Source organism: Saccharopolyspora elongata, assembly GCF_004348985.1.
Taxonomy (GTDB): Bacteria; Actinomycetota; Actinomycetes; order Mycobacteriales; family Pseudonocardiaceae; genus Saccharopolyspora; species Saccharopolyspora elongata.
Map to the genome: position 1 here is coordinate 75452 of NZ_SMKW01000030.1, position 19862 is coordinate 95313.

A 19862-nucleotide genomic window follows, 5' to 3' on the forward strand; every position below is an offset into this window, starting at 1 on the left:
AATCGGCGGATCCCCCGGGAGGGCTAATCTCTGCGTGCACGCGATGGGCGTTTTGCGAAGTTCCCCAGCGTGTGCGTTCAGTTGCGGAGGGTGACGGCGTTGGGTTCTTGAGGTCGGGGCGATCGGTGCCGGTCGGGCATCGGTTCCTCGGGAGTCCGCAGTCGCCGCGCCGCGCTTCGCGCCGTCAGCCGGCGCCCTCCTTTCTTCTCGCGCGTCGAAATCGGAACGCGCTGATCCACCGTTCGGAGCGAGCATGACGAGATTCGTGGCGCCCAGCGCCGACGAACACGACGAGAAACCGGCCGAGTCACCCGCCGCAGCCGGGACGGCCACCCGACCGACCGGCCGGCCCTTGCGGGACGCCGCGTGGCTCATCGGTGGGCTGTCGTTGCTCGTCACCGTGCTGTTCCTGGTGGTCAACCTGGCCTACAACCAGTGGCACTTCATCCCGCCCATCGACGACGCGTACATCCACCTGCAGTACGCGCGGCAGATCGGCACCGGGCACTTCCTGCAGTACAACACCGGCGACCCGATCAGCACCGGCGCGAGCAGCCTGCTCTACGTGCTGATCCTCGGCGGTGCCTACGCGCTGGGCTTGCCGGGCGAGGCGTTCCTGCCGTTCGCGATGCTGTTCGGCGCGCTGTGCATGGCGCTGACCGCCGCGCTCACCTACCGGCTCGGCACTCGGCTGGCCGGCCGCCAGGTCGGCATCTGGGCCGGGCTGCTCGTCGCGCTGAGCGGCCCGCTCGCCTGGGGCGCCACCAGCGGCATGGAGATCGCGTTCGTCGCCCTCCTGCTCGTCGCGCTGCTGCTGGTGTTCACCGCCGAGCGCGCGACGAACCGATTCCTGTGGACGCCGCTGGTCGCGGTGGTGGCCGCGCTGACCCGGACCGAGGCGCTGCTGTTCGCCGGCGTGCTCGGCCTGGCGATGATCTGGCACGTGATCGCGCACGCCCGCGGCACCCGCGCCGCCTGGCCGCGCGTGATCGGGCGGATCGCCTGGATCGGCCTGCCGGTCTACGCCGCCGCCGGGCTCTACGCGTTCTACTGGGCGGTGACGGGTTCGACGGAGCAGAACGGCGTGCTCGCCAAGTCGCTGCTGCACATGCCCGCGGTGTACCCGCTGGAAGTCGCGGACAAGGTGCTCAGCAACTTCCGCACCTTCCTGACCGCCTTCTCGGGACTGTCCACTCAGGACTACGTCTTCCCGGGTGCGCTGCTGCTCGCGGTGATCGGCGTGATCGGCCTGTTCCGGCGGTCCCCGCAGTGGCGCGGCCTGGCGCTGGCCGCCGGGATCGGCGTAGTGCTGGTGCTGGCCTCGGTGTCGACGCTGGAATTCGCCGACGTCCACCACATGCGCTACGTGCAGCCGCTGATGCCGATCCTGCTGCTGTTCGCCGTCGTCGGCATCCACACCGCGGCCCAGCTGTTCACCGGCGGCGCGCGGCGCTCCGTGCTGGCCGGCGGTGTCGTGCTGGCGCTGCTGTTCACGGTCTCCCAGCTGCCCGCGTGGAGCCTCCGGCAGGCCCAGCAGGCGGCCGGCATCCGGGACCAGCAGGTGAGCATCGCCCACTGGATCAAGGGGCACCTGCCGCGCGGGGCGAACGTCGCGGTCAACGACGTCGGCGCCATCACCTACCTCTCGGACCGCTACGTGGTCGACCTGATCGGGCTGGCCACCACCGGGTTCGCCACCCCGAACCTGCACGGCGCCGGCAGCCTCTACGAGGAACTGCGGTACCTGCCGGAGGACCGGCGGCCGGACTACTTCGCCATCTTCGACGCGTGGGGCGTGCACGGCCTCGGCGACGCCGGCCTGTTTGGCCGCGAGCTGATCACCTTCGAGCTGAAGTCGCCGACGTTCTCGCACACCACGCTCGGCGGGATGTCGGCCTGCCAGGCCGCACGGACCTGCACCAAGGTGACCATCTACCAGGCCGACTGGAACGCGCTGGGCTCCGGCGACCAGCCGCTGCTGTCCGCCGACGGGCAGATCCGCGACCGGCTCAACGTCGCCGACCTGCGCGACGAGGAGCGGCACGACTACCAGGTCGTCCCGGCGCACCAGGGATTCCAGCCGCTCACCCACGTCAAGACGGTCACCGGGCCCGACGGCGGCGACGTCGTCGACAGCGGTCGGCACGTCGTCGGCGGCGAGACCTTCACCTTCCACGACCTGATCCCCGGCCGCGCGGTGACGATCACCGGCCGCGTCGACGCGACCGAGCCGCTCGGGGCCGAACCGACCGGTTCCCGCGCCGTCCAGGTTTCGGTGAACGGGGAGGTCGCGGGCGTCTGGAACTTCGACGCCGACCCGCGCGGCTGGGTCGAGAGCACCTTCGCGATCCCGGCCGAGCTCGTCACCGACTCGACGCTGACCGTCGAACTGGGCCCGTTGCAGGATTTCCTCGGCCCGTACCCGGATTACCAGTCCTACGCCTACTGGGTGAGCCAGTAGCGGACTCGCGGATGCCAACGCCCCGGCCGTCGTGGCCGGGGCGTTTCGGCATTCCGGCCGGTAGAGCGTCCACTGTGCACAATCCCGCCGGTCGCAGCGGCCGCCCTGCCCGCCGGGCGCTGTACCCGAACCGCTACCCTGAGTTGGCGCGTCAAGATCACCTTGTTTCGATCCGGCTCAGCGGCTTCACATTCGCGTGATCCGGTTGGGTGCATCATGACGCGATGTGCGGAAATCCACTGGCTCACCGGAGTCATGCACGGTGTGTTACGAAGGGGCTCGCAAGCGGGTGAACAGCCACACGAATCCAGACCAGAACCGGCCTGGTGGGCGTCTTTTTCCCGGTGATCTGCCGAAAGCGGCCTGCCCGAACGGCCTATTCGCGGCGTGACGACGAGGACTCCGCGACACCGTTTCCGCCACACCGGAACTCGCAACCACTACTTCTGGTGACCATGTCATGTTCTACTCGTACCTGCGTGCCGGGCCGGGCCCGGCGGGCTGAGGTACCGACCCGACGACACTCCGCGCTATCAGGGGTAAAGAGATGACCGCCATGCCGCTGGAAACACTGGCGCAACTGGACGTACTGGCACAGCAGACGCAGGTGGGCACCGGAGGCATTCAGAGCTGGATCCTCGAGAACCTGCTGCCGCTCCTGCTGCTCACCGTCGCGGTCCTGCTGCTTTGGCTGGGCGGCGGCAAGGGCGACAACGCGGGCGTCATGCGCCGCGTCGGCGGGGTGATCGTCGCGCTCGCGATCATCGGCCTGGCGGTGAACGGGGCGGGCGTGAACATCGGCACGTTCATCGCGGGCCTGTTCAGCACCACCGGCGGGTGATCCGGCGTGCGAATACGGACCGACGACGAGATCTACCGGGTCGACGCGGTCTGGCTCGGCCCGCCCAAGGCGACCTTCCCGTGGCGCGCCCGCTACGTCGCCTGGGGCGTGGGCCTCGTGGTGTTCCTGCTCGTGCTCGCCGTGGAACGCCGGATGAACATCGGCTTCGACTTCTTCTCCACCGCGTGGGCCGTGATCATCACGATCGTCGTGACCCGGATCATCTGCTCCCGGATCGGGCACGAACGGCCGCTGGGCGCGGTGCTGGTGATGTGGCTGCGCGAACTCACCGCACCCCGGGAGAAGACGTCCGGCACGGGCGGAGCCGCCAGCGCCGCCCGGGTCAAGGTGCGGACGCAGCGGCCTCGGCCCAAGAAGTCCAAGCGGGGACGCCCGGTGCCGCCGCAGCAGCGGCCCGCCCGGCCCAGGCAGCAGCCGGCCGCCCGCAGCACGGTTCCCAGCAGGCGCACGCGTAGCAAGGAGGTTCGCGGTGTTCGGTCGCCGGCCAGGCCGTGAGCGCAACACGCACCAGGTTCCGGGTCCCCGCGGCTCGAACGGCAAGGTCCGCAGCGCGAAGGGCAAGCCGGGCAAACGCGGCCGCGGGCCCGGCGACGAGCAGTCGATCCCGAACTACACGCCGTCGATCGCCGCGCGGTCCATCGACGGCCACCTGCTGCGCACCGGTCAGGACGTGTTCGCCTGGTACCGGCTCTCCCCGCAGCGCTGGTCCTTCCGCTCCGACTCGCAGCGCCAGGACCTGATCGCGGCGATCGCCGGCCAGTACGCCGAGCTGCAGGGCCGCTGGATGCACCTGCGCGTGACCAACCGGCCGTACCCGATCCGGATGTGGGCCGAGGCGCACGTGCACAACTCGCGCTACCCGCTGCCGGACACGCCCGGCGCGCTGTCCTTCGACGACTACATGGTCGGCGAGCAGCAGCAGCTGATGGGCCGCTCGATGGCGGAGAAAGAGGTCTACCTGGGCGTCCAGGTGCAGACCCGCAACGTGGTGGACCGCGCCGTGGAGCGCGCCGCGCCGCTGCTGCGACGGGTGTTCCCGGAGGCGGTGGACGCCGAACTCGTCGCGCTGGACAGCGAGGTCGAGCACCTCGACCAAGTGATCGGCTCGGCCGGGCTGGACGGGCGCCCGGTGACCGCCGAGGAGATCTCCTGGCTGATGCACCGCTCGTGCTCGCTGGGACTGCCCGCGCCCCGCAACCTGCCCGCGGTGCCCGGCGCGCCGTGGGAACCCGAAGACCTCGCGTCCTTCACCGACGCCTCCGACATGCACCAGGACCCGTACGCGCCGACGGTGACCGTGCGCGGCCGCACCGGCTCGAACGCGGGTGTCACCCGCCACCTCGCGGTGCTCACCGTCGGGCAGACGCACGGCCTGCAGATCCCGGAGATCGACGACCCGTGGGTGCAGCACTCCGACCGGCTGCCCGCGCCGGTCGAGTGGTCCGCGCGGATCTACGTGCGCCGCCCCGAGGACGTCGGGGGCGAGCTGCAGCGGCAGATGAACAAGGTGCGCTCCCAGGTCCGGCACTACACCGAGGAGCACGGCCTGGAGCCGCCGACCTCGTTGGCCCGGCAGGCGGGCCGGGTGCTCGAGGTCGACGACGAGATGACCTCCGGATTCACCGCGCTGGCCACCCGCGTCAAGTCCTGGTGGCGGCTGGCGGTGTCCGGGCCCACCGAGCGGGACGCACTGCGGCTGGCGCAGCAGATCCTCGACCTCTACAAGCCCAAGATCGCCATCGAGCACCCCGAAGCGCAGTACGCGATGGCCCGCGAGTTCATCCCGGGCGAGCCGCTGGCCAACAGCGCCTACCTGCGCCGCGGCTCGGTGGTCTGGGCGGCGTCCGCGGTGCCGCAGGCGACGGCGGAGGTCGGCGACCGGCGCGGCGCGCTGCTCGGCGAGACCTGCACCGCGACCCGGCGTCCGGTCGCCTGGGACCCGTGGATGGCGCAGGAGATCCGCGACGCCTCCGGCCTGACCGCGATGGTCGCCGGGCTCGGTGGCGGGAAGTCCTTCCTGGGCGGCGGAATCGTCTACAAGACGCTGCGCTCGGGCGCGCACTGGACGCTGCTGGACCCGTCCGGCCCGCTCGCGGAGCTGTGCACGCTGCCCGAGCTGCGGCCCTACGCCCGGCCGATCAACCTGCTCAACGCCCAGCCCGGCATCCTCAACCCGTACCGGGTGGTGGCCGAACCGGACCTGGAGCACTTCGTCGACGAGGAGGACCCGGAGCGCAGCTGGCGTCGCGAACGCGCGCTGGCCGCGGCCACCCGGCGCCGCCTGGTGCTCGACGTGCTGACCGGCCTGCTGCCGTACGAGGTGGCAAGGCTGCCGCAGACCCGGATCGTGCTGCTGCGCGCGGTCCGCGCCGTCGGCGGGCGGCCGGACGCCCACCCGGGCATGGTCTTCGAGGCGCTGCGCCGCGACGCGAGCGAGCACCACGAGCACGCGGTGGTGGTGGCCGACTTCCTCGACGAGATCCGGGAACGGATGTCGCTGCTGATCCCCGAGGTCAACGCGGACCCGTACTCGGAGCGGCGCGAGGACCGGCTCACGGTGCTCACCATGGCAGGCCTGACGCTGCCGAAGGACGGCGTCGGCCGGGAGCACTGGACCGACGCGGAGGCGCTCGGCGTCGAGATGCTCAACCTGGCCGCCTGGCTGACGCAGCGGTCGATCTACGAGCGGCCCAAGAACGAGCGCAAGGGCGTGTGGATCGACGAGGCGTTCTTCCTCTCCGAGGTGCCGACCGGCCGCGTGCTGATGAACCGGTTCGCCCGCGACTCCCGTAAGTGGAACGTCCGAGTCCTGCTGTCCAGCCAGATCCCGGCCGACTTCCTGCGCATCCAGGGCTTCGTGTCCCTGCTGGACTCGGTGTTCATCGGCCGGTTGGACGACGAGCAGGCGCAGGCCGACGCGCTGCGGCTGCTCAAGGTGCCGGTCGGCGCCGGGTATGAGCAGGTGGTGGCGGCGCTCGGCCGCCGGCCGGGCCCGGCCCGCAACGCCACCGAGCGCGACCGCTCGCCGCGCCAGTTCATCTTCGGCGACGGCGCCGGCGGCGTGGAGAAGATCCGCATCGACTTCTCCGGCCCTCACCTGGAGCACCTGCGCGACGCGCTGGACACCACACCGGCTGCCGAGGACTACGCCGAGCACCGATCCCTGGCGCCCGCCGCCGACGGGGCGAACTCCGACTCCGGCGTCCCCGCGCTGGGGTCGGGCGACGAGTACCCGGACGACTACGAATCGTTCGACGAGTTCGAGCTCGAAACGGTCGGCATCGGCTACGCCGAGGACGGCAGCGAGCGCTCGACCGGCCGGCCGGGCGAGCGGGGTGGGGAAGACGCGCGGTGAACGGCCAGATCAGCGGCGCTGCGCTCGCGACCGCGCTGTTCGCGCTGGTGGTCGCGGCGCTGTTCCGCCGCCACCGGAAGCGGCGTGAGCGGCTCGCCGCGGGAGCTCCGAAGCGCCGCGCGTTCGCGCTCGTCGCCGGCCTGATCGCCATCCAGGCGCTGATCGGGGCCCCGGCCTGGGGTCAGGGCCTGGACTGCAAGGAAGCGCCGAACCCGGAGCGCCCCGGCTCGGGCATGGTCGGCGCGCTGGACCCCGCGCCGATGGGCGTCGGGAACCCGGGCAGCGCCTACGACGAGGTCGGCTACGCGGGGCTGGTCTGGCACACCTACGACCTGGGCTGCGGCCCGCAGGGCGTGACCAACCCGAACGCGCTGGTCGACACGTGGCTCGGCAACGAGATGTTCAACATCGCCAAGAACCTCGTCGGCGCGACCAACGGCCTGCACTACGCGCTGCTCAACGGCGACCTGATGGACCCGCTGGACGACGTCATCGCCACCGGCACCGTCGCGCTCTACGACAGCGTGTTCACCCCGTGGTTCGGGCTGGTCGCGCTGGTGCTGGCGATAGTGCTGTTCCGCTACATCTGGTCGGGTGACCTGGCCTCCATCGGCAAGCGCGGCATGTGGGCGCTGGCCGGGCTGTGGTTCGCCTCCGCGACCTACCTGACGCCGCTGGTCTACACGCATGCACTGGACGACGTGGTGATCACCGGGACATCGGCGGTGCAGGCCGGGTTCCTGCGGGAGGTCGGCGTCGACGAGAGCAACGCCCTGCCCACGCTGCTGCACGACCAGGTCATCTACCGCAACTGGCTGCGCGGGGAGTTCGGCTCTCCCGATTCGCCGCAGGCAAAGGAGCTCGGCCGGGAACTGCTGCGCGCCCAGTCGTGGACCAAGCAGGAGGTCAACGCCGGGGCCGACGCCGGTTCGCCGGAACCGAAGAAGCAGGCGTTCGAGGACGTCGCCGGGAAGATGGGCAGCTCCTACGGCTACTTCCAGGGCGTCGACGGCAGCCGCGTCGGCGCCGGGGTGCTGGCGCTGGTGCAGGGCTTCTCCTACGCGGCGTTCCAGCTGCTGGCCAAGGCGACCATCCTGCTCGCCCAAGTGCTGCTGCGGGTGCTGATCCTGGCCGGGCCACTGATCGGCCTGGTGGCGCTGATCTACCACCAAGTGCTGCGCACGATCGGCCGGGTGGCCGGCGCGGCGGTGCTCAACGTGGTCATGATCTCGGCGCTGGCCGGCCTGCACACCCTCATCCTGACCTGGGTCTTCGACCCGCTGCGCGGTTTCTCCGCGCTCACCCAGATCCTGCTGGCCGCGCTGGTGACGATCGTGTTCCTGCTGGTCGCCAAGCCCGTTCGGCGGATCGGCCAGATGGTCCAGCTGTCGGTGGGCACCGTCAGCCGCGCCGTTCCGCGCGCCCCGCAGGGCTTGTTCTCGCGGTTCCGCGGGCGCCCCAAGCAGGACGAAGAGGGCGGCAACTTCTGGGACCAGGTCCGCGACATGGATCCCGACGAGGAGTCCGGGACGCCGCAGCGCGGCCGCTGGCGGAGCCGGCCGGAGGCGCAGCACATGTCGGTCGCGACCGCGCAGCGGTTGGACCGCGACGCGCCGCCGGCGGTCGCGTCGGGCGCGAGCGCCGCTCTGCCCATCGGAGGCGCGGTGCGCCGACCGGGTGGTGCGGCGGCGCTGCCGGAGGCGCGGAGCACGAGCCGAGTCGTCGATACCAACCCGGTGGCGGATGCCAAATGGGATGGGATCGACGAAGATCCGGTGCTGATCCCGTCGCGCACGGCGGGCTCCCCGGTGCCCGGCCCAGCGGCGGAGCCGCCGGGACCGCGCAGAGCGGAGATGGAGGTCGTGGCCGGCCGTCCGGTCTACGTGGTCTACCGGCCGTCCCGAGGCCTGGAGGTCGCAGATGGCTGAGGATTTGTCGACGGGCTCGTTTTGCGTGGCGGTGCGGGTGGCGGCCCCCCTGCGGGAATCACGGTCGTCTTCTCGCTGTGGGATCCCCGACATCATGAATGCCAATTCACCACGTCGGGGACTGGCCTCGCCAAGAACCCCTGCGGGGTGGGAACCGCCTGAGAACCCGCGGCGGTGCGAGTGGCGTAGGCGGGCCAAGCGGCTTCGCCGCTTCGAAGGTGGCACCTGGCGCAAGAGGGGGAGCTGATGCCGATCCGGACGCACCGTGGGCGGGCCGCGGTGTACCGCAGGTTGTGGGGCTGGCCGCTGCGCTCTCCGAAGCACTTGGTGGGCGCGGTCATCGTGCTCGCCGTGGTGGCCACGGGCATCGGCTACCTGCTGCCCGAGCCGCCGCCGAGCTCGAACATGGCCGCTTCCCGCACCACGGCCCCCCAGCACTCCGCGGTGGTGCCGCCGCCGACCCGGACGAAGGCGCCGCCGACGATCTCGGTGCCGCAGGCCGCCCCGGTGCCGGTCGCCCCGGATCCCGCCGGGCTGGCCATCGTCGCGCAGTGGGGCAAGGCGTGGGTGGACCACCCCGTCGGCGCCGACCGCCAGCAGTGGCTGGCCAAGCTCCGCCCGTACACCACCGACGAGTTCCTCACCGAGATGTCGTCGGTGGACCCGAGCAACGCGGGCAACGTGATCACCGGCGCGGCCAGCGCGGTCAGCTCCACCTCGGGCTCGATGGTGGTGCGGCTGCCGACCGACATCGGTGCGCTGGCGGTGACCGTGAACAAGACCCCGGCCGGTTGGCGAGTCGCCCAGTACGACAAGGAAGGCTGACATGCGGAAGCTCGTGGTTGCGGTCGTCGTGCTCGCGGGTTTCGCAGGTCTGATCGGCATCGGCGCGGTGACCGCGCTACTAGTCGGCAGCGGCGGTCGCGGCGCAGGCTGGTCGAATTGCAGCGCCGACCTGGGGCCGTGGGGCGACGGCCAGGGACGCGGGGAGCGGGACGCCTCGACGCTCTCCGACGAGTCGGTCGGCATCGCCCAGCGCATCATCGAGATCGGCAAGCAGCGCGGCCTGCCGCCGCGGGCCTGGCAGATCGCCATCCAGGCGGGCAAGACCGAGTCGAACCTGGCGAACCTGTTCCACGGCGACCGGGACTCGCTGGGCATCTTCCAGATGCGGCCGTCCATGGGCTGGGGCACGGTGCAGCAGGTCACCGACGTGGACTACCAGATCAACAAGTTCTACGACGTGCTGCTCGCGGTGCCCGGCTGGGAGGAGATGCGGCCCGGCGAGGCCGCCCAGCGGGTGGAGCGCTCGGCGTTCCCGCTGCGCTACCACAAGTGGGAGCCGATGGCGGCGCACCTGGTGAGCGTGGAGGGCGATGTCGAGGGCATCAGCGCCTGCGAGGACCTGCCCAGCGCGGGCGTGCTCGCCGATCAGGCCATCAAGTACGCCCAGACCCAGCTCGGCAAGCCGTACGTGTGGGGCGCGGCGGGGCCGAACTCCTTCGACTGCTCGGGCCTGACGCAGCAGGCGTGGAAGGCGGCCGGGGTGGAGATCCCGAAGTACTCGCAGACGCAGTACTTCCAGGGCGGCGTGCACGTCCCGCTGTCCCAGGCGCAGCCCGGTGACCTGGTGTTCTGGGGCTACGGCCGGGACCCGAAGGGCATCCACCACGTGGCGCTGTACCTGGGCGACAACGAGGTCCTGCACGCGCCGCAGCCCGGCGAATCAGTCGAGGTGACGAAGCTGTGGGACGGCGGTCAGCTGCTGCCCACGGTGGTGCGCCCGGCAACCGATCCACCGCCGGCGGCCCAGACCGCGCCGCCGTCGACCGCGCCGGTTCCGCCTGCCGACGCGCCTGCACCGCCTGGCGACACGCCGTCGACGGGCGTCCAAGCTCCTGCCGCCGGGGGTGCGCGGTAGGTAAGAATGGCGGCGGCCTGCTGACCTTCGGAAAGGGTTGACCATGTTCACACCAGACCCGATTCCGCGGCCGTCCGGTCCGCCCGCGTCGAGCACTCCGCTCGGGGACTACCTGGCCCGGCCCCTGCCCGGCGTGGACGCCGGGTACGCGGTGCTGCCGCGATCGCTGGCCGAGGCGATGCCCCTGCCGTGGCAGCACCAGATGAGCAACCTGCTGGCGGAGTTCCACCAGGCGTTCGGGCACCTGCAGTGGCCGGTGTACCGGGTGGTCCCGTCCCGCTACGAGCGGCTGGTGGATCTCGACGACGACCAGCTCGCCGAGGTCGGGTGCACCGTCGAGGTCGACGACAACGGCGAGCTGGAGTACCGGGTGCGGGACGGGCGCCGCATCGACAACCCGGAGACGCACCAGGTGCTGGTGTCCTGCCTGGACCCGATCCCGAGGCAGACACCCGGCGGCTCGCAGCCGACCCCGGCGGCGCCGCCACCGCCGGCCTGGTGAGGTTGGGACATCCCGGTCGTGTCGCCGCCTGGCGCGTGACAGGTGCGCGCCGTCGTGCGAGGCTCGATGCATGGGGCGCGGAAGTTGGTACTTCTGTTTGACGCATCGGCAGGTCGAGCCGAAGGCGGGTTGCCGGGCTGCGGAGCGCCTGGGGCCGTACCCGGACCGGGACACAGCGGCTCGCGCGCTCGAGATAGCCGAGGAGCGTACCAAGGCGGCCGACGAGGCCGACCAGCGCTGGAACAGCGAGGACTGAGCTCGTGGCGGCGGCGGGGACCTCACCGGGTGGCACCGGAGTTGCCGCCGCCTTACCGACCGGCCGAAGCAGGCCGGAGCTGGGCTTGGATTTCTCGGCGATCCGCGCCGAGCTGGCGTTGCCCGTCGACTACCCGACCGCCGCGCTGGCCGAGGTCGAGCAGACCGTCGCGCAGCAGGTGCCGACCGGCGCGCGGGTGGACGCCACGGACCTGCCGCTGGTGACCGTCGATCCGCCCGGTGCGAAGGACCTCGACCAGGCGGTGCTGGTCCAGCGGCGGCGCGGCGGCTACCGGATCCACTATGCGATCGCCGACGTTGCCGCGTTCGTGGCGCCCGGCGGCGCGCTGGACGTGGAGGCTCGGCGGCGCGGGCAGACGCTCTACCTGCCGGACGGCAACATTCCGCTGCACCCGACGCGGCTGTCCGAAGACGCCGCGAGCCTGCTGCCGGATCAGGTGCGAGCGGCGGTGCTGTGGACGATCGACCTGGATTCCGACGGTCTGCCGGTGCGCGTGGACGTCCGGCGGGCGCTGGTGCGGTCGGTCGCGCAGCTGGATTACGACGGGGTGCAGCGCTCGCTGCGGCTCGGCGTCCCGCATCCGTCCATCGAGCTGCTGCCGGAGGTCGGGCGGCTGCGCCGGGAGCAGGCGGTGCTGCGCGGCGCGATCGAACTCGGCCTGCCCGAGCAGCAGGTGGAATCCGATGGGGGCGGTGGGTGGCGGCTGGTGTTGCGGCCGCGGCTGGTGGTCGAGGCGTGGAACGCCGAGATCTCGCTGCTCACCGGCATGTGCGCGGCGGAGATGATGCTGTCGGCCGGGATCGGCGTGCTGCGCACGGTGCCCGATCCGGAGCCGGAGACGGTGGCCGGGCTGCGCCGGTCGGCGACCCGGCTCGGCGTGCACTGGCCGGTGGACACGCCGCCCGCGGCCGCGCTCGCCGGGCTCGACCCGATCCGCCCGGAGGCGCTGGCCGTGCACGTGGCGGCGACCCGCCTGCTTCGCGGCGCCGGCTACACCGCCTTCGGTGACGGGGCGCCGGCCAAGGCCAACCACGCGGGCATCGGAGCCTCGTACGCGCACGTCACGGCCCCGCTGCGGCGACTGGTAGATCGCTACAGCGCCGAGGTCTGCCTGGCGGTGGCATCGGACCGGGAAGTACCGGAGTGGGTGCACGAGGCGCTGACCGGGCTGCCTTCGGCGATGGGCAGCTCCGACCGGGTGGCCGGGCAGGTGGAGCGGGCCTGCATCGCGCAGGCGCAGGCCTGGTCGCTGGCGTCGCGGGTCGGCGAGGAGTTCGCCGCGACGGTGCTGCGGGTGCCCAACGGCACGGCCGGCGAGGTGTTCGTGGCCGATCCGCCGGTCATCGCGCGGTGCAGCGGTACCGGCCTCGGCGAGGGCCAGCAGGTCCGGGTGCGGCTCGTGGAGGCCGATCCGGTGCGCCGCGACGTCGCGTTCGAAGTGGCCTGACCCACACCCCGTGGCGAATTGCTCTCCTCGGGTCGATCGTGGATTGCACACGGTCGATGGCGACGAAAGGGGCCGAGGGTGGCTGAGGTGCGGGAGATGACGGTCGGAGTGCTGGGTGGCACCGGTGCGCAGGGCCGAGGGCTGGCGATCCGGTGGGCGAAGGCGGGCCTGAAGGTCGTGATCGGCTCGCGCAACGCCGAGCGCGCCCAGCAGGCGGCGGCCGAGATCGTCGAGATCGCGGGAGGTGACGTCTCCGGCCAGGACAACGCGGGTTGCGCGGCGGCATCGGACATCGTGCTGGCCGCGCTGCCGTGGGAGGGCCACGCGGAGACGCTGAAGTCGTTGCAGGCGGAGCTCGCCGGCAAGATCGTGATCGACTGCGTCAACCCGCTCGGCTTCGACAAGAAGGGGCCGTACGCGCTGCCGGTGCCGGAGGGCAGCGCGGCGCAGCAGGCCGAGCAGCTGCTGCCGGAGTCCCGGGTGACGGCGGCGTTCCACCACGTCTCCGCGGTGACCCTGGCCGATCTCGCGGTCACCCACGTGGACCTGGACGTCCTGGTGCTCGGCGACGACCGCGAGGCCACCGACGTGGTCCGCGAGCTGGCCGACGTGATCCCGGGCGTGCGCGGCATCTACGGCGGGCGCCTGCGCAACGCCCACCAGGTGGAGGCGCTCACGGCGAACCTGATCGCGATCAACCGCCGCTACAAGGCGCACGCGGGCCTCCGCATCACCGACGTCTGATCGGGCGACGCGCCCACCGCGCGTCACCACCATCGGCCTCGATCACCCGGAGCCGGCGCGATTCCTCGGGGAGTCGCACGGGCTCCGGGTGATCGGCGTCTTGCGGCGCGAAATTGTCCCCTGCCGCCGGGCGCGGCACCCTGAGCGGCGGAGGTGGTTCGTGGTGCTGCCGGACGAGGCGAGCAGTTGGAACGACGACGAGCGGGAGCGGGCGGATGCCCTGCTCGACGGGCACACCATCGTGGTCAACGTGCGCAAGGACGGCCCGCACAAGCACCTGGTGCCCTGGCTGGAGGAGCAGGGTCTGCTGACCTACGTGGGGCACGCCGGACCGCGGCACCACTGGCCGGAGTCGGAGTTCGCCAGCCCGTTCCTCAAGGAGGCGAAGATCGATCGCGAGGCGATGGTCCGGCACTACGAGCAGTGGCTGGACGAGCAACCCAACCTGCTCGCGGAGCTCCGCGAGGGCGTGCTGAACGGCCGCGCGCTGGGCTGCTGGTGCGCGCCCAAGCCGTGCCACGCCGACGTGCTCGCCAAGCGCGCGGGCTGACCGCGCGGCACCGCGCGCAGCGGCCTCGGTAGGGCGGCGATTTCGCGCGAAATCGCCGCTGGGCACGCGTGGCAGGTGCTGATTTCGCGCGAAATCGCCGCTGGGCGCACGGCCTCGAATCCAGCGCCGTCGATGAGGCTGATCACATCTCGGCGCGTCGCCCGCCGTCCACCGTCCAGGCCGCGCCGGTGACGTAGGAAGCCTTGGGGGACAACAGGAATGCGGCGACCGCGGCCAGTTCCGCCGGGTCGCCGGACCGGCGCAGCGCCGCCGCCTGCTCGGCCTGCTCCTGGGCCTTCGGGTTCTGCGCGGCCAGCTCGCGGGCTCGTTCGGTCTCGAATCGGCCGGGCAGCAGCGCGTTGACCCGGACCCCGCGCGGCCCTACCTCGTTGGCGAGGTCCTTCACGAAGCCCTGCGTCGCGGGCCGGGCGACGTTCGAGCTGGCCAGCCCGGTCAGCGGCTCCGCGCCGGAGGTGGAGGTCAGGACCACGATCGAACCGCCGTCGCCGAGTTCGGCGGCGACCTCGCGGGCGATCCGGATCGGGGCGATGGTGGCGATCTCCAGGCCGCGGCGCAGCGTGTCGTCGTCGAGCCCGCTGGGCAGCCCGGCGGGCGGGCCGCCGTGGCTGACGAACAGGCCGTCCAGCCGTCCGAACTGCTCCTGGGCGTAGTCGATCAGGTGGCGCGGAGCGGCGGGGTCGGTGAGGTCGGCGGCGAGCCCGCGAGCGCGGTCGCCGAGCGCCTCGACTGCGGCAGCGGTGTTGTCCTCGGACGAGGACGACACGACGACGTCGGCGCCCTCGTCGACGAGCGCGCGGGCGGTGGCGAAGCCGAGCCCCTTGCTGGCGCCGGTGACGAGGAAGCAGCGGCCGGAGAGATCGAGATCCATGCCCGGAACCCTAATCCGCGCCGGCGGAACCCGAAATCTTCCATCATCCGGAACCCCGCCGGGCATGTCCACTTGCTGGGAAACCCGGTTTCAACCCGAATCGTGGTCCTCGCCGGGCCTAAGGTGGGTGCATGGCCGAAGCGCAGTTCGCGGCGGAAACCTCGACTCGGGGCGAGTGGGTGCGGCAGGCGAACCGGTTCACCGAGCGGATCACCGCGGACGGCTCGTCCCGGTGGCCGGTGGAGCCGGGCCGGTACCGGCTGGTGGTGAGCCTGGCGTGCCCGTGGGCGCACCGGTCGGTGATCGTGCGCCGCCTGCTCGGGCTGGAGGACGTGCTGTCGCTGGGGATCGTCGACCCGATCCGCGACGAGCGCGGCTGGCGCTTCACCCTCGATCCGGGGGAGAAGGACCCGGCGACCGGGATCGCCTTCCTCTCCGAGGCGTACCTGACGGCCGATCCCGAGTTCGCCGGCCGCTGCACGGTCCCTGCGGTCCTGGACGTCGCGGAGCGCGAGGTGGTCACCAACGACTACCCGCAGCTGACGCTCGACCTGTCCACGGAATGGACCGCGCACCACCGAGAAGGCGCGCCGCAGCTGTACCCGGAGCACCTGCGCGCGGAGATCGACGAGGTCAACGCGGTGGTCTACGCCGACGTGAACAACGGCGTCTACCGCTGCGGCTTCGCCACCTCGCAGCAGGCTTACGAGCAGGCCTTCGAGCGGCTTTTCGCGCGCCTGGACTGGCTTTCCGAGCGCCTGGCGGATCGCCGCTACCTGGTCGGCGACGCGATCAGCGAGGCCGACGTCCGGCTGTTCACCACGCTGGTGCGCTTCGACGCCGTCTACCACGGGCATTTCAAGTGCAACCGCCAGAAGCTCGCCGAGATGCCGGTCCTGTGGGCGTACGCCCGGGATCTGTTCCAGACGCCGGGCTTCGGCGACACGGTCGACTTCGACCACATCAAGCGCCACTACTACGCGACGCACCACCAGATCAACCCGACCGGCATCGTCCCGGCGGGCCCGGACCTGTCCGGCTGGGACACGCCGCACGGCCGGGAAGCCTTGGGCGGCAAGCCCTTCGGCACCGGCACTCCGCCCGCCTAGAGCCGCAGGCGTGCAGGGGGCTGTGCGCACAGCCCCCCGCACGCGCGGGTCAGAGCAAGGGCCGGAGGTGCGCGTGGGCCCAGGCGGCGAGAGCGGTCGGCGTCGTGGTGAGGATGCTGCGCTCGTCCTCGGGGACGAAGTTCTCGCGCAGCCCGGTCGACATGCCGACGATGCCCTCGACCTGTCCGTTGCTCAAACCGGCCGATCGCAGCGAGGCGCGGAACTCGTCATCGGAGATCCGCTCGGCGCGCACCTCGCGCCCCACTGCGTTGCTCAGGATTTCGGCCACCCGCCGGAAGGTCAGGTTTTCGGGGCCGTGCACGGCCTGCACGTGGCGTCCCGACCAACCGTCCGAGAGGAGTCGCGCGGCCACGACTTCGCCGATGTCGCGGGGATCGACCCAGGACATCGAGAAGTCCAGGGGCCACGGGGTGCGGAGCACGCCCTCGCGCAGGCCATCGAGCTCCATGAGCAGGTTGGTGAAGAAGTACCCGCAGCGCAGGTGCAGCACGTCGGCGCCGGTGGCATCCAGCTGTTCCTCGGTCCGGGCCAGGCCATCGATCTCTCCGGCTCCGTGGCGCTTCTCCGCGCCGACGCTGCTGAGGAACACGGTGCGAGCGATGCCGTTCTCCCGCACCGCGCGCGCCGCGTTGGAGCCCATGCGGGCGTAGCCGGCGGCCGGGTCGTCGTCCGGCGTGGGCGGGTCCACCCAGAAGAGGCGGTCAGCGCCCTCCGTCGCGCGGAGGACGAAGTCGGCATCCCCCTGGTCGCCCTGCACGACGTCGACCCGGTCACGCGTCGCCGCGTCGAGCTTGGCGGGTTCGCGCATCAGCAACGTGGGGCGCACGCCCGCCTGCAGGAGCAGTCGCACGACTCGGGATCCCACGTGTCCGGTGGGTGTGGTGACGACGATCTTCTCGGGTTCATGTGCCATACCCGGGACGCTACGGTCGGTTGTGGTCGAATCCTGGCCACAATTCCGGTTAGGTTCGAGTGCGATGACGGATCCGAGCACACGGCTGTTGGAGTTGCTCTCGCTGCTGCAAAGCGGCCGGAGCTGGCCCGGGGCTGAGCTGGCCGCGAGGCTGGGCGCATCACCGCGCACCCTGCGGCGCGACCTCGACCGCCTGCGCGAGCTCGGCTACCCGGTCTCCTCGACGCGCGGACCGGGCGGGAACTACCAGCTCGTCGCAGGTCGGGCCATGCCGCCGCTGCTGCTCACCGACGACGAGGCGGTAGCCACCGTCGTCGGCTTGCGGATTGCCGCGCTCACCCAGATGGGCGGGGCCGGGGATGCTGCCGAAGGTGCCCTGCGCAAGCTCGAACGCGTCGTGCCGACCCGGCTGCGCGCCCGGATACAGGCGCTCACCTCGGCAACCGAGACGACCTCCCGCGCTACCCAGGCACTGGATCTGCGAACCGTGCAGCTGCTCGCGACCGCAGCGCACATGCACCAGGACGTGCGCTTCGAATACACCAGCCGCAGCGGGAAGCACACCGAACCCCGCGTGGAGCCCTACCGCCAGGTGCTGTTCGACCGCCGCTGGTACCTGCTGGGCTGGGATCGCGACCGCACCGACTGGCGCACCTACCGCATCGACCGGATCGGCGAGCTCAGCGTTCCGGGCACCACCTTCGCGCCCCGCGAGCTGCCCGCCGACGATCCGGTGAGCTTCGTCCAGGACAGCGCCCGGTTCCCCCGCGGCCGGCGCGGCGTGGTGCGCTTCGCGGCGCCGGTCTCGGTGGTCTCCGATCGGCTGATCGCCGAAGCCGGGTCGCTCGAAGCCATCGACGCCACCAGCTGCCGCTACGTCACCAGCGTCGAGTCGTGGGAGTGGTTGTCGGTCACCCTCGCCACGGTCGGCGTGCCCTACACCATCGAGTCCCCGCCCGAGCTCAACGGCTACTCGCGGGAGCTGGCGGATCGCATCGCCCGGGCCGCCGGCGGCTGATCCGGGGTGCGCGACCGACGCCGCGCACCCCGGCGCCACCTCAGTGGAAGGAGTGCTCCGCGGCCGGGAAGGCGTGGCCGCGGACTTCGTCCGCGAAGCGGCTGGCAGCGTCGGCCAGGATGCCGCCCACGTCGGCGTAGCGCTTCACGAACTTCGCCGTGCGGCCGGTGTTCATGCCCGACATGTCCGTCCAGACCAGCACCTGGGCGTCGCAGTCGGGCCCGGCCCCGATGCCGACCGTCGGGATGCGCAGCTCCCCGGTCACCCGCTTCGCCGCGTCCGCCGACACCATCTCCAGCACCACGGAGAACGCGCCGGCATCCTGCACCGCGAGCGCGTCCGCGAGCAGCTCGTCGGCCTTGTCGCCGCGGCCCTGCACCCGGTAGCCGCCGAGGCCGTGCTCGCTCTGCGGCGTGAAGCCGATGTGGGCCATCACCGGGATGCCCGCCGATACCAGCGCCTCGATCTGCGGGGCGTAGCGGCGGCCGCCTTCGAGCTTGACCGCGTGCGCGCGGCCTTCCTTCATGAACCGCGTCGCGGTGGCCAGCGCCTGCTCCGGCGACGCCTGGTAGGAGCCGAACGGCAGGTCTGCCACCACCAGGGCCCGCTCCGCCGACCGGGTCACGGCGCGGACCAGCGGCAGCAGCTCGTCCACGGTCACCGGTAGCGACGACTCGTAGCCGTAGACGTTGTTGGCGGCCGAGTCGCCGACCAGCAGCACCGGGATGCCGGCCTGGTCGAAGATCCGCGCGGTGTACATGTCGTAGGAGGTGAGCATCGGCCAGGGCTCGCCGCGCTCCTTCAGCTGCTGGAGGTGGTGGATGCGCACGCGCCGCTTGGCCGGCGTCGATCCGTACGGCGCCGCTGTCTCACCCTGGTTCTGGGCAGCAGTCATCGTTGACCGTCCTTTTCCTCGAGGCCCGCATCGCGGGTCCCCGGGTAGTTGCGGATGGTTGCGGGGGAAAGCGTCGCACGTGCTCAACCCCGCCGACACATCCCGAGGGCCAACATCACAGTTCAGCCGATCCAGGGCTCCGCGATGCGCGCGTAGGTGCCGTCGCGCAGCGCGAGGTTGAGCCACTGGTCCACGTACTGCTGGAACACGACGTCGCCCTTCGGCAGCAGGTACGCCTTCTCGCTGAAGGTGAACGGCTGGTCGGGGTGCACCGAGCACAGCTCCGGGTGCTGCCTGGCCTGCCACTTGGTCTCGGCGGCGTCGGTCATCATCAGGTCGGCCTTGCCGTCGAGGATCTGCTGGAAGATCGTGTTGTTGTCCGGGTGCTCGACGATGGTGGCCTGCTTGAGGTTCTGCTTGGCGAACTGCTCGTTGGTGCCGCCGGGGTTGACGACGGCGCGGACGCCGGGCTGGTCGATCTGCTGCAGCGTCTGGAACCGCGCGACGTTCTCGCAGCGGGTGATCGGCGTCTTGCCGTCGACCACGTAGGCGGTGCTGAAGAAGGCCTGCTTCGCGCGGTCCAAGGTGATCGACACACCGCCGACGGCGATGTCGCACTGCGCGTTGAAGTCGGCGACCAGCGTCTTCCAGGTGGTGGGCACGATCGTCGCCTTGATGCCGAGCCTGCCCGCGAGGTCGTGCGCCATGTCGATGTCGATGCCGCTCCAGGCGCCCGCGGCGTCCCGGTAGGTAAACGGCCGGTAGTCCCCGGTGCTGCACACCCGCAGCTCACCGCGCTGGACGACGTCGTCCAGCCGGCTCGCCGCGGGCTTCGCCGGCTCGACCGGCGTCGCGGAGCACGCCGTGCTCAGGGCGACGACGGCCGCCGCGGCCAACCCGGAACCGAACTTCTTCCACTGCATGACGCCCGCCTTTCGATCTTCGCGGAACATGCATAACCGCTCGGACC

At 71.5% G+C, this 19862-nt stretch carries 18 protein-coding genes; 14 read left to right on the forward strand and 4 right to left on the reverse strand.

Features of this window, described 5'->3' with window-relative positions; translation table 11 throughout:
• Positions 1-253: 253 nt before the first annotated feature.
• The 12 genes from E1288_RS22465 (at position 254) to E1288_RS22520 (ending at position 14047) form a co-directional block, all read left to right on the forward strand.
• Positions 254-2461: an ArnT family glycosyltransferase gene (locus E1288_RS22465; protein WP_132488122.1), complete on the forward strand. Its 2208-nt coding sequence runs from the start codon at positions 254-256 to the stop codon at positions 2459-2461.
• A gap of 547 nt (positions 2462-3008) precedes the next feature.
• Positions 3009-3302: a hypothetical protein gene (locus tag E1288_RS22470; protein ID WP_132488124.1), complete on the forward strand. Its 294-nt coding sequence runs from the start codon at positions 3009-3011 to the stop codon at positions 3300-3302.
• 6 nt (positions 3303-3308) lie between these two features.
• Positions 3309-3818 (forward strand): hypothetical protein, encoded by a 510-nt coding sequence (locus tag E1288_RS22475; protein ID WP_132488126.1) that lies wholly within the window; start codon positions 3309-3311, stop codon positions 3816-3818.
• Positions 3793-6678 (forward strand): ATP-binding protein, encoded by a 2886-nt coding sequence (locus tag E1288_RS22480; protein ID WP_132488128.1) that lies wholly within the window; start codon positions 3793-3795, stop codon positions 6676-6678. The genes E1288_RS22475 and E1288_RS22480 overlap by 26 nt, the downstream gene beginning before the upstream one ends.
• Positions 6675-8606, forward strand: coding sequence for a hypothetical protein (locus tag E1288_RS22485; RefSeq protein WP_235883728.1), 1932 nt, complete (start codon positions 6675-6677; stop codon positions 8604-8606). The genes E1288_RS22480 and E1288_RS22485 overlap by 4 nt, the downstream gene beginning before the upstream one ends.
• 246 nt (positions 8607-8852) lie before the next feature.
• Positions 8853-9431, forward strand: coding sequence for a hypothetical protein (locus tag E1288_RS22490; RefSeq protein ID WP_132488130.1), 579 nt, complete (start codon positions 8853-8855; stop codon positions 9429-9431).
• 1 nt (position 9432) lies between these two features.
• The gene (locus tag E1288_RS22495; protein ID WP_132488132.1) at positions 9433-10527 is read left to right on the forward strand and encodes a C40 family peptidase; all 1095 of its coding nucleotides are present in this window, start codon (positions 9433-9435) and stop codon (positions 10525-10527) included.
• 43 nt (positions 10528-10570) lie between these two features.
• Positions 10571-11029 (forward strand): hypothetical protein, encoded by a 459-nt coding sequence (locus E1288_RS22500; protein ID WP_132488134.1) that lies wholly within the window; start codon positions 10571-10573, stop codon positions 11027-11029.
• Between the two features lie 97 nt (positions 11030-11126).
• Positions 11127-11285 (forward strand): hypothetical protein, encoded by a 159-nt coding sequence (locus E1288_RS22505; protein ID WP_328592473.1) that lies wholly within the window; start codon positions 11127-11129, stop codon positions 11283-11285.
• A 4-nt stretch (positions 11286-11289) separates the two neighbouring features.
• Positions 11290-12753 (forward strand): RNB domain-containing ribonuclease, encoded by a 1464-nt coding sequence (locus E1288_RS22510; RefSeq protein WP_132488138.1) that lies wholly within the window; start codon positions 11290-11292, stop codon positions 12751-12753.
• Between the two features lie 78 nt (positions 12754-12831).
• A complete protein-coding gene (gene npdG, locus E1288_RS22515; protein ID WP_132488140.1) occupies positions 12832-13497 on the forward strand; it encodes an NADPH-dependent F420 reductase in 666 nt (221 codons plus the stop codon).
• Between the two features lie 163 nt (positions 13498-13660).
• Complete coding sequence (locus E1288_RS22520; protein ID WP_132488204.1) at positions 13661-14047, forward strand: DUF4326 domain-containing protein; 387 nt, start codon at positions 13661-13663, stop codon at positions 14045-14047.
• A 142-nt stretch (positions 14048-14189) separates the two neighbouring features.
• On the opposite strand, the gene E1288_RS22525 is transcribed toward E1288_RS22520, so the two are convergent.
• Positions 14190-14936, reverse strand: coding sequence for an SDR family NAD(P)-dependent oxidoreductase (locus E1288_RS22525; protein WP_132488142.1), 747 nt, complete (start codon positions 14934-14936; stop codon positions 14190-14192).
• 131 nt (positions 14937-15067) lie between these two features.
• Here E1288_RS22525 and E1288_RS22530 point away from each other — a divergent pair, with 131 nt between their 5' ends.
• Complete coding sequence (locus E1288_RS22530; RefSeq protein ID WP_132488144.1) at positions 15068-16045, forward strand: glutathione S-transferase family protein; 978 nt, start codon at positions 15068-15070, stop codon at positions 16043-16045.
• A gap of 49 nt (positions 16046-16094) precedes the next feature.
• Here E1288_RS22530 and E1288_RS22535 read toward each other — a convergent pair whose 3' ends face one another.
• The gene (locus E1288_RS22535) at positions 16095-16979 is read right to left on the reverse strand and encodes an NmrA family NAD(P)-binding protein (RefSeq protein ID WP_132488146.1); all 885 of its coding nucleotides are present in this window, start codon (positions 16977-16979) and stop codon (positions 16095-16097) included.
• Positions 16980-17043: 64 nt separating this feature from the next.
• Between E1288_RS22535 and E1288_RS22540 the strand changes: the two genes are divergently transcribed.
• Positions 17044-17997: a helix-turn-helix transcriptional regulator gene (locus tag E1288_RS22540; protein WP_132488147.1), complete on the forward strand. Its 954-nt coding sequence runs from the start codon at positions 17044-17046 to the stop codon at positions 17995-17997.
• 40 nt (positions 17998-18037) lie between these two features.
• Here the strand turns inward: E1288_RS22540 and panB are convergent, their stop codons facing one another.
• Positions 18038-18892 carry a 3-methyl-2-oxobutanoate hydroxymethyltransferase gene (gene panB, locus E1288_RS22545; protein ID WP_132488149.1) on the reverse strand — a complete coding sequence of 285 codons (855 nt, stop codon included), beginning with the start codon at positions 18890-18892 and terminating at the stop codon, positions 18038-18040.
• A 122-nt stretch (positions 18893-19014) separates the two neighbouring features.
• The gene (locus E1288_RS22550; protein ID WP_132488151.1) at positions 19015-19815 is read right to left on the reverse strand and encodes a transporter substrate-binding domain-containing protein; all 801 of its coding nucleotides are present in this window, start codon (positions 19813-19815) and stop codon (positions 19015-19017) included.
• Positions 19816-19862 lie beyond the last annotated feature (47 nt).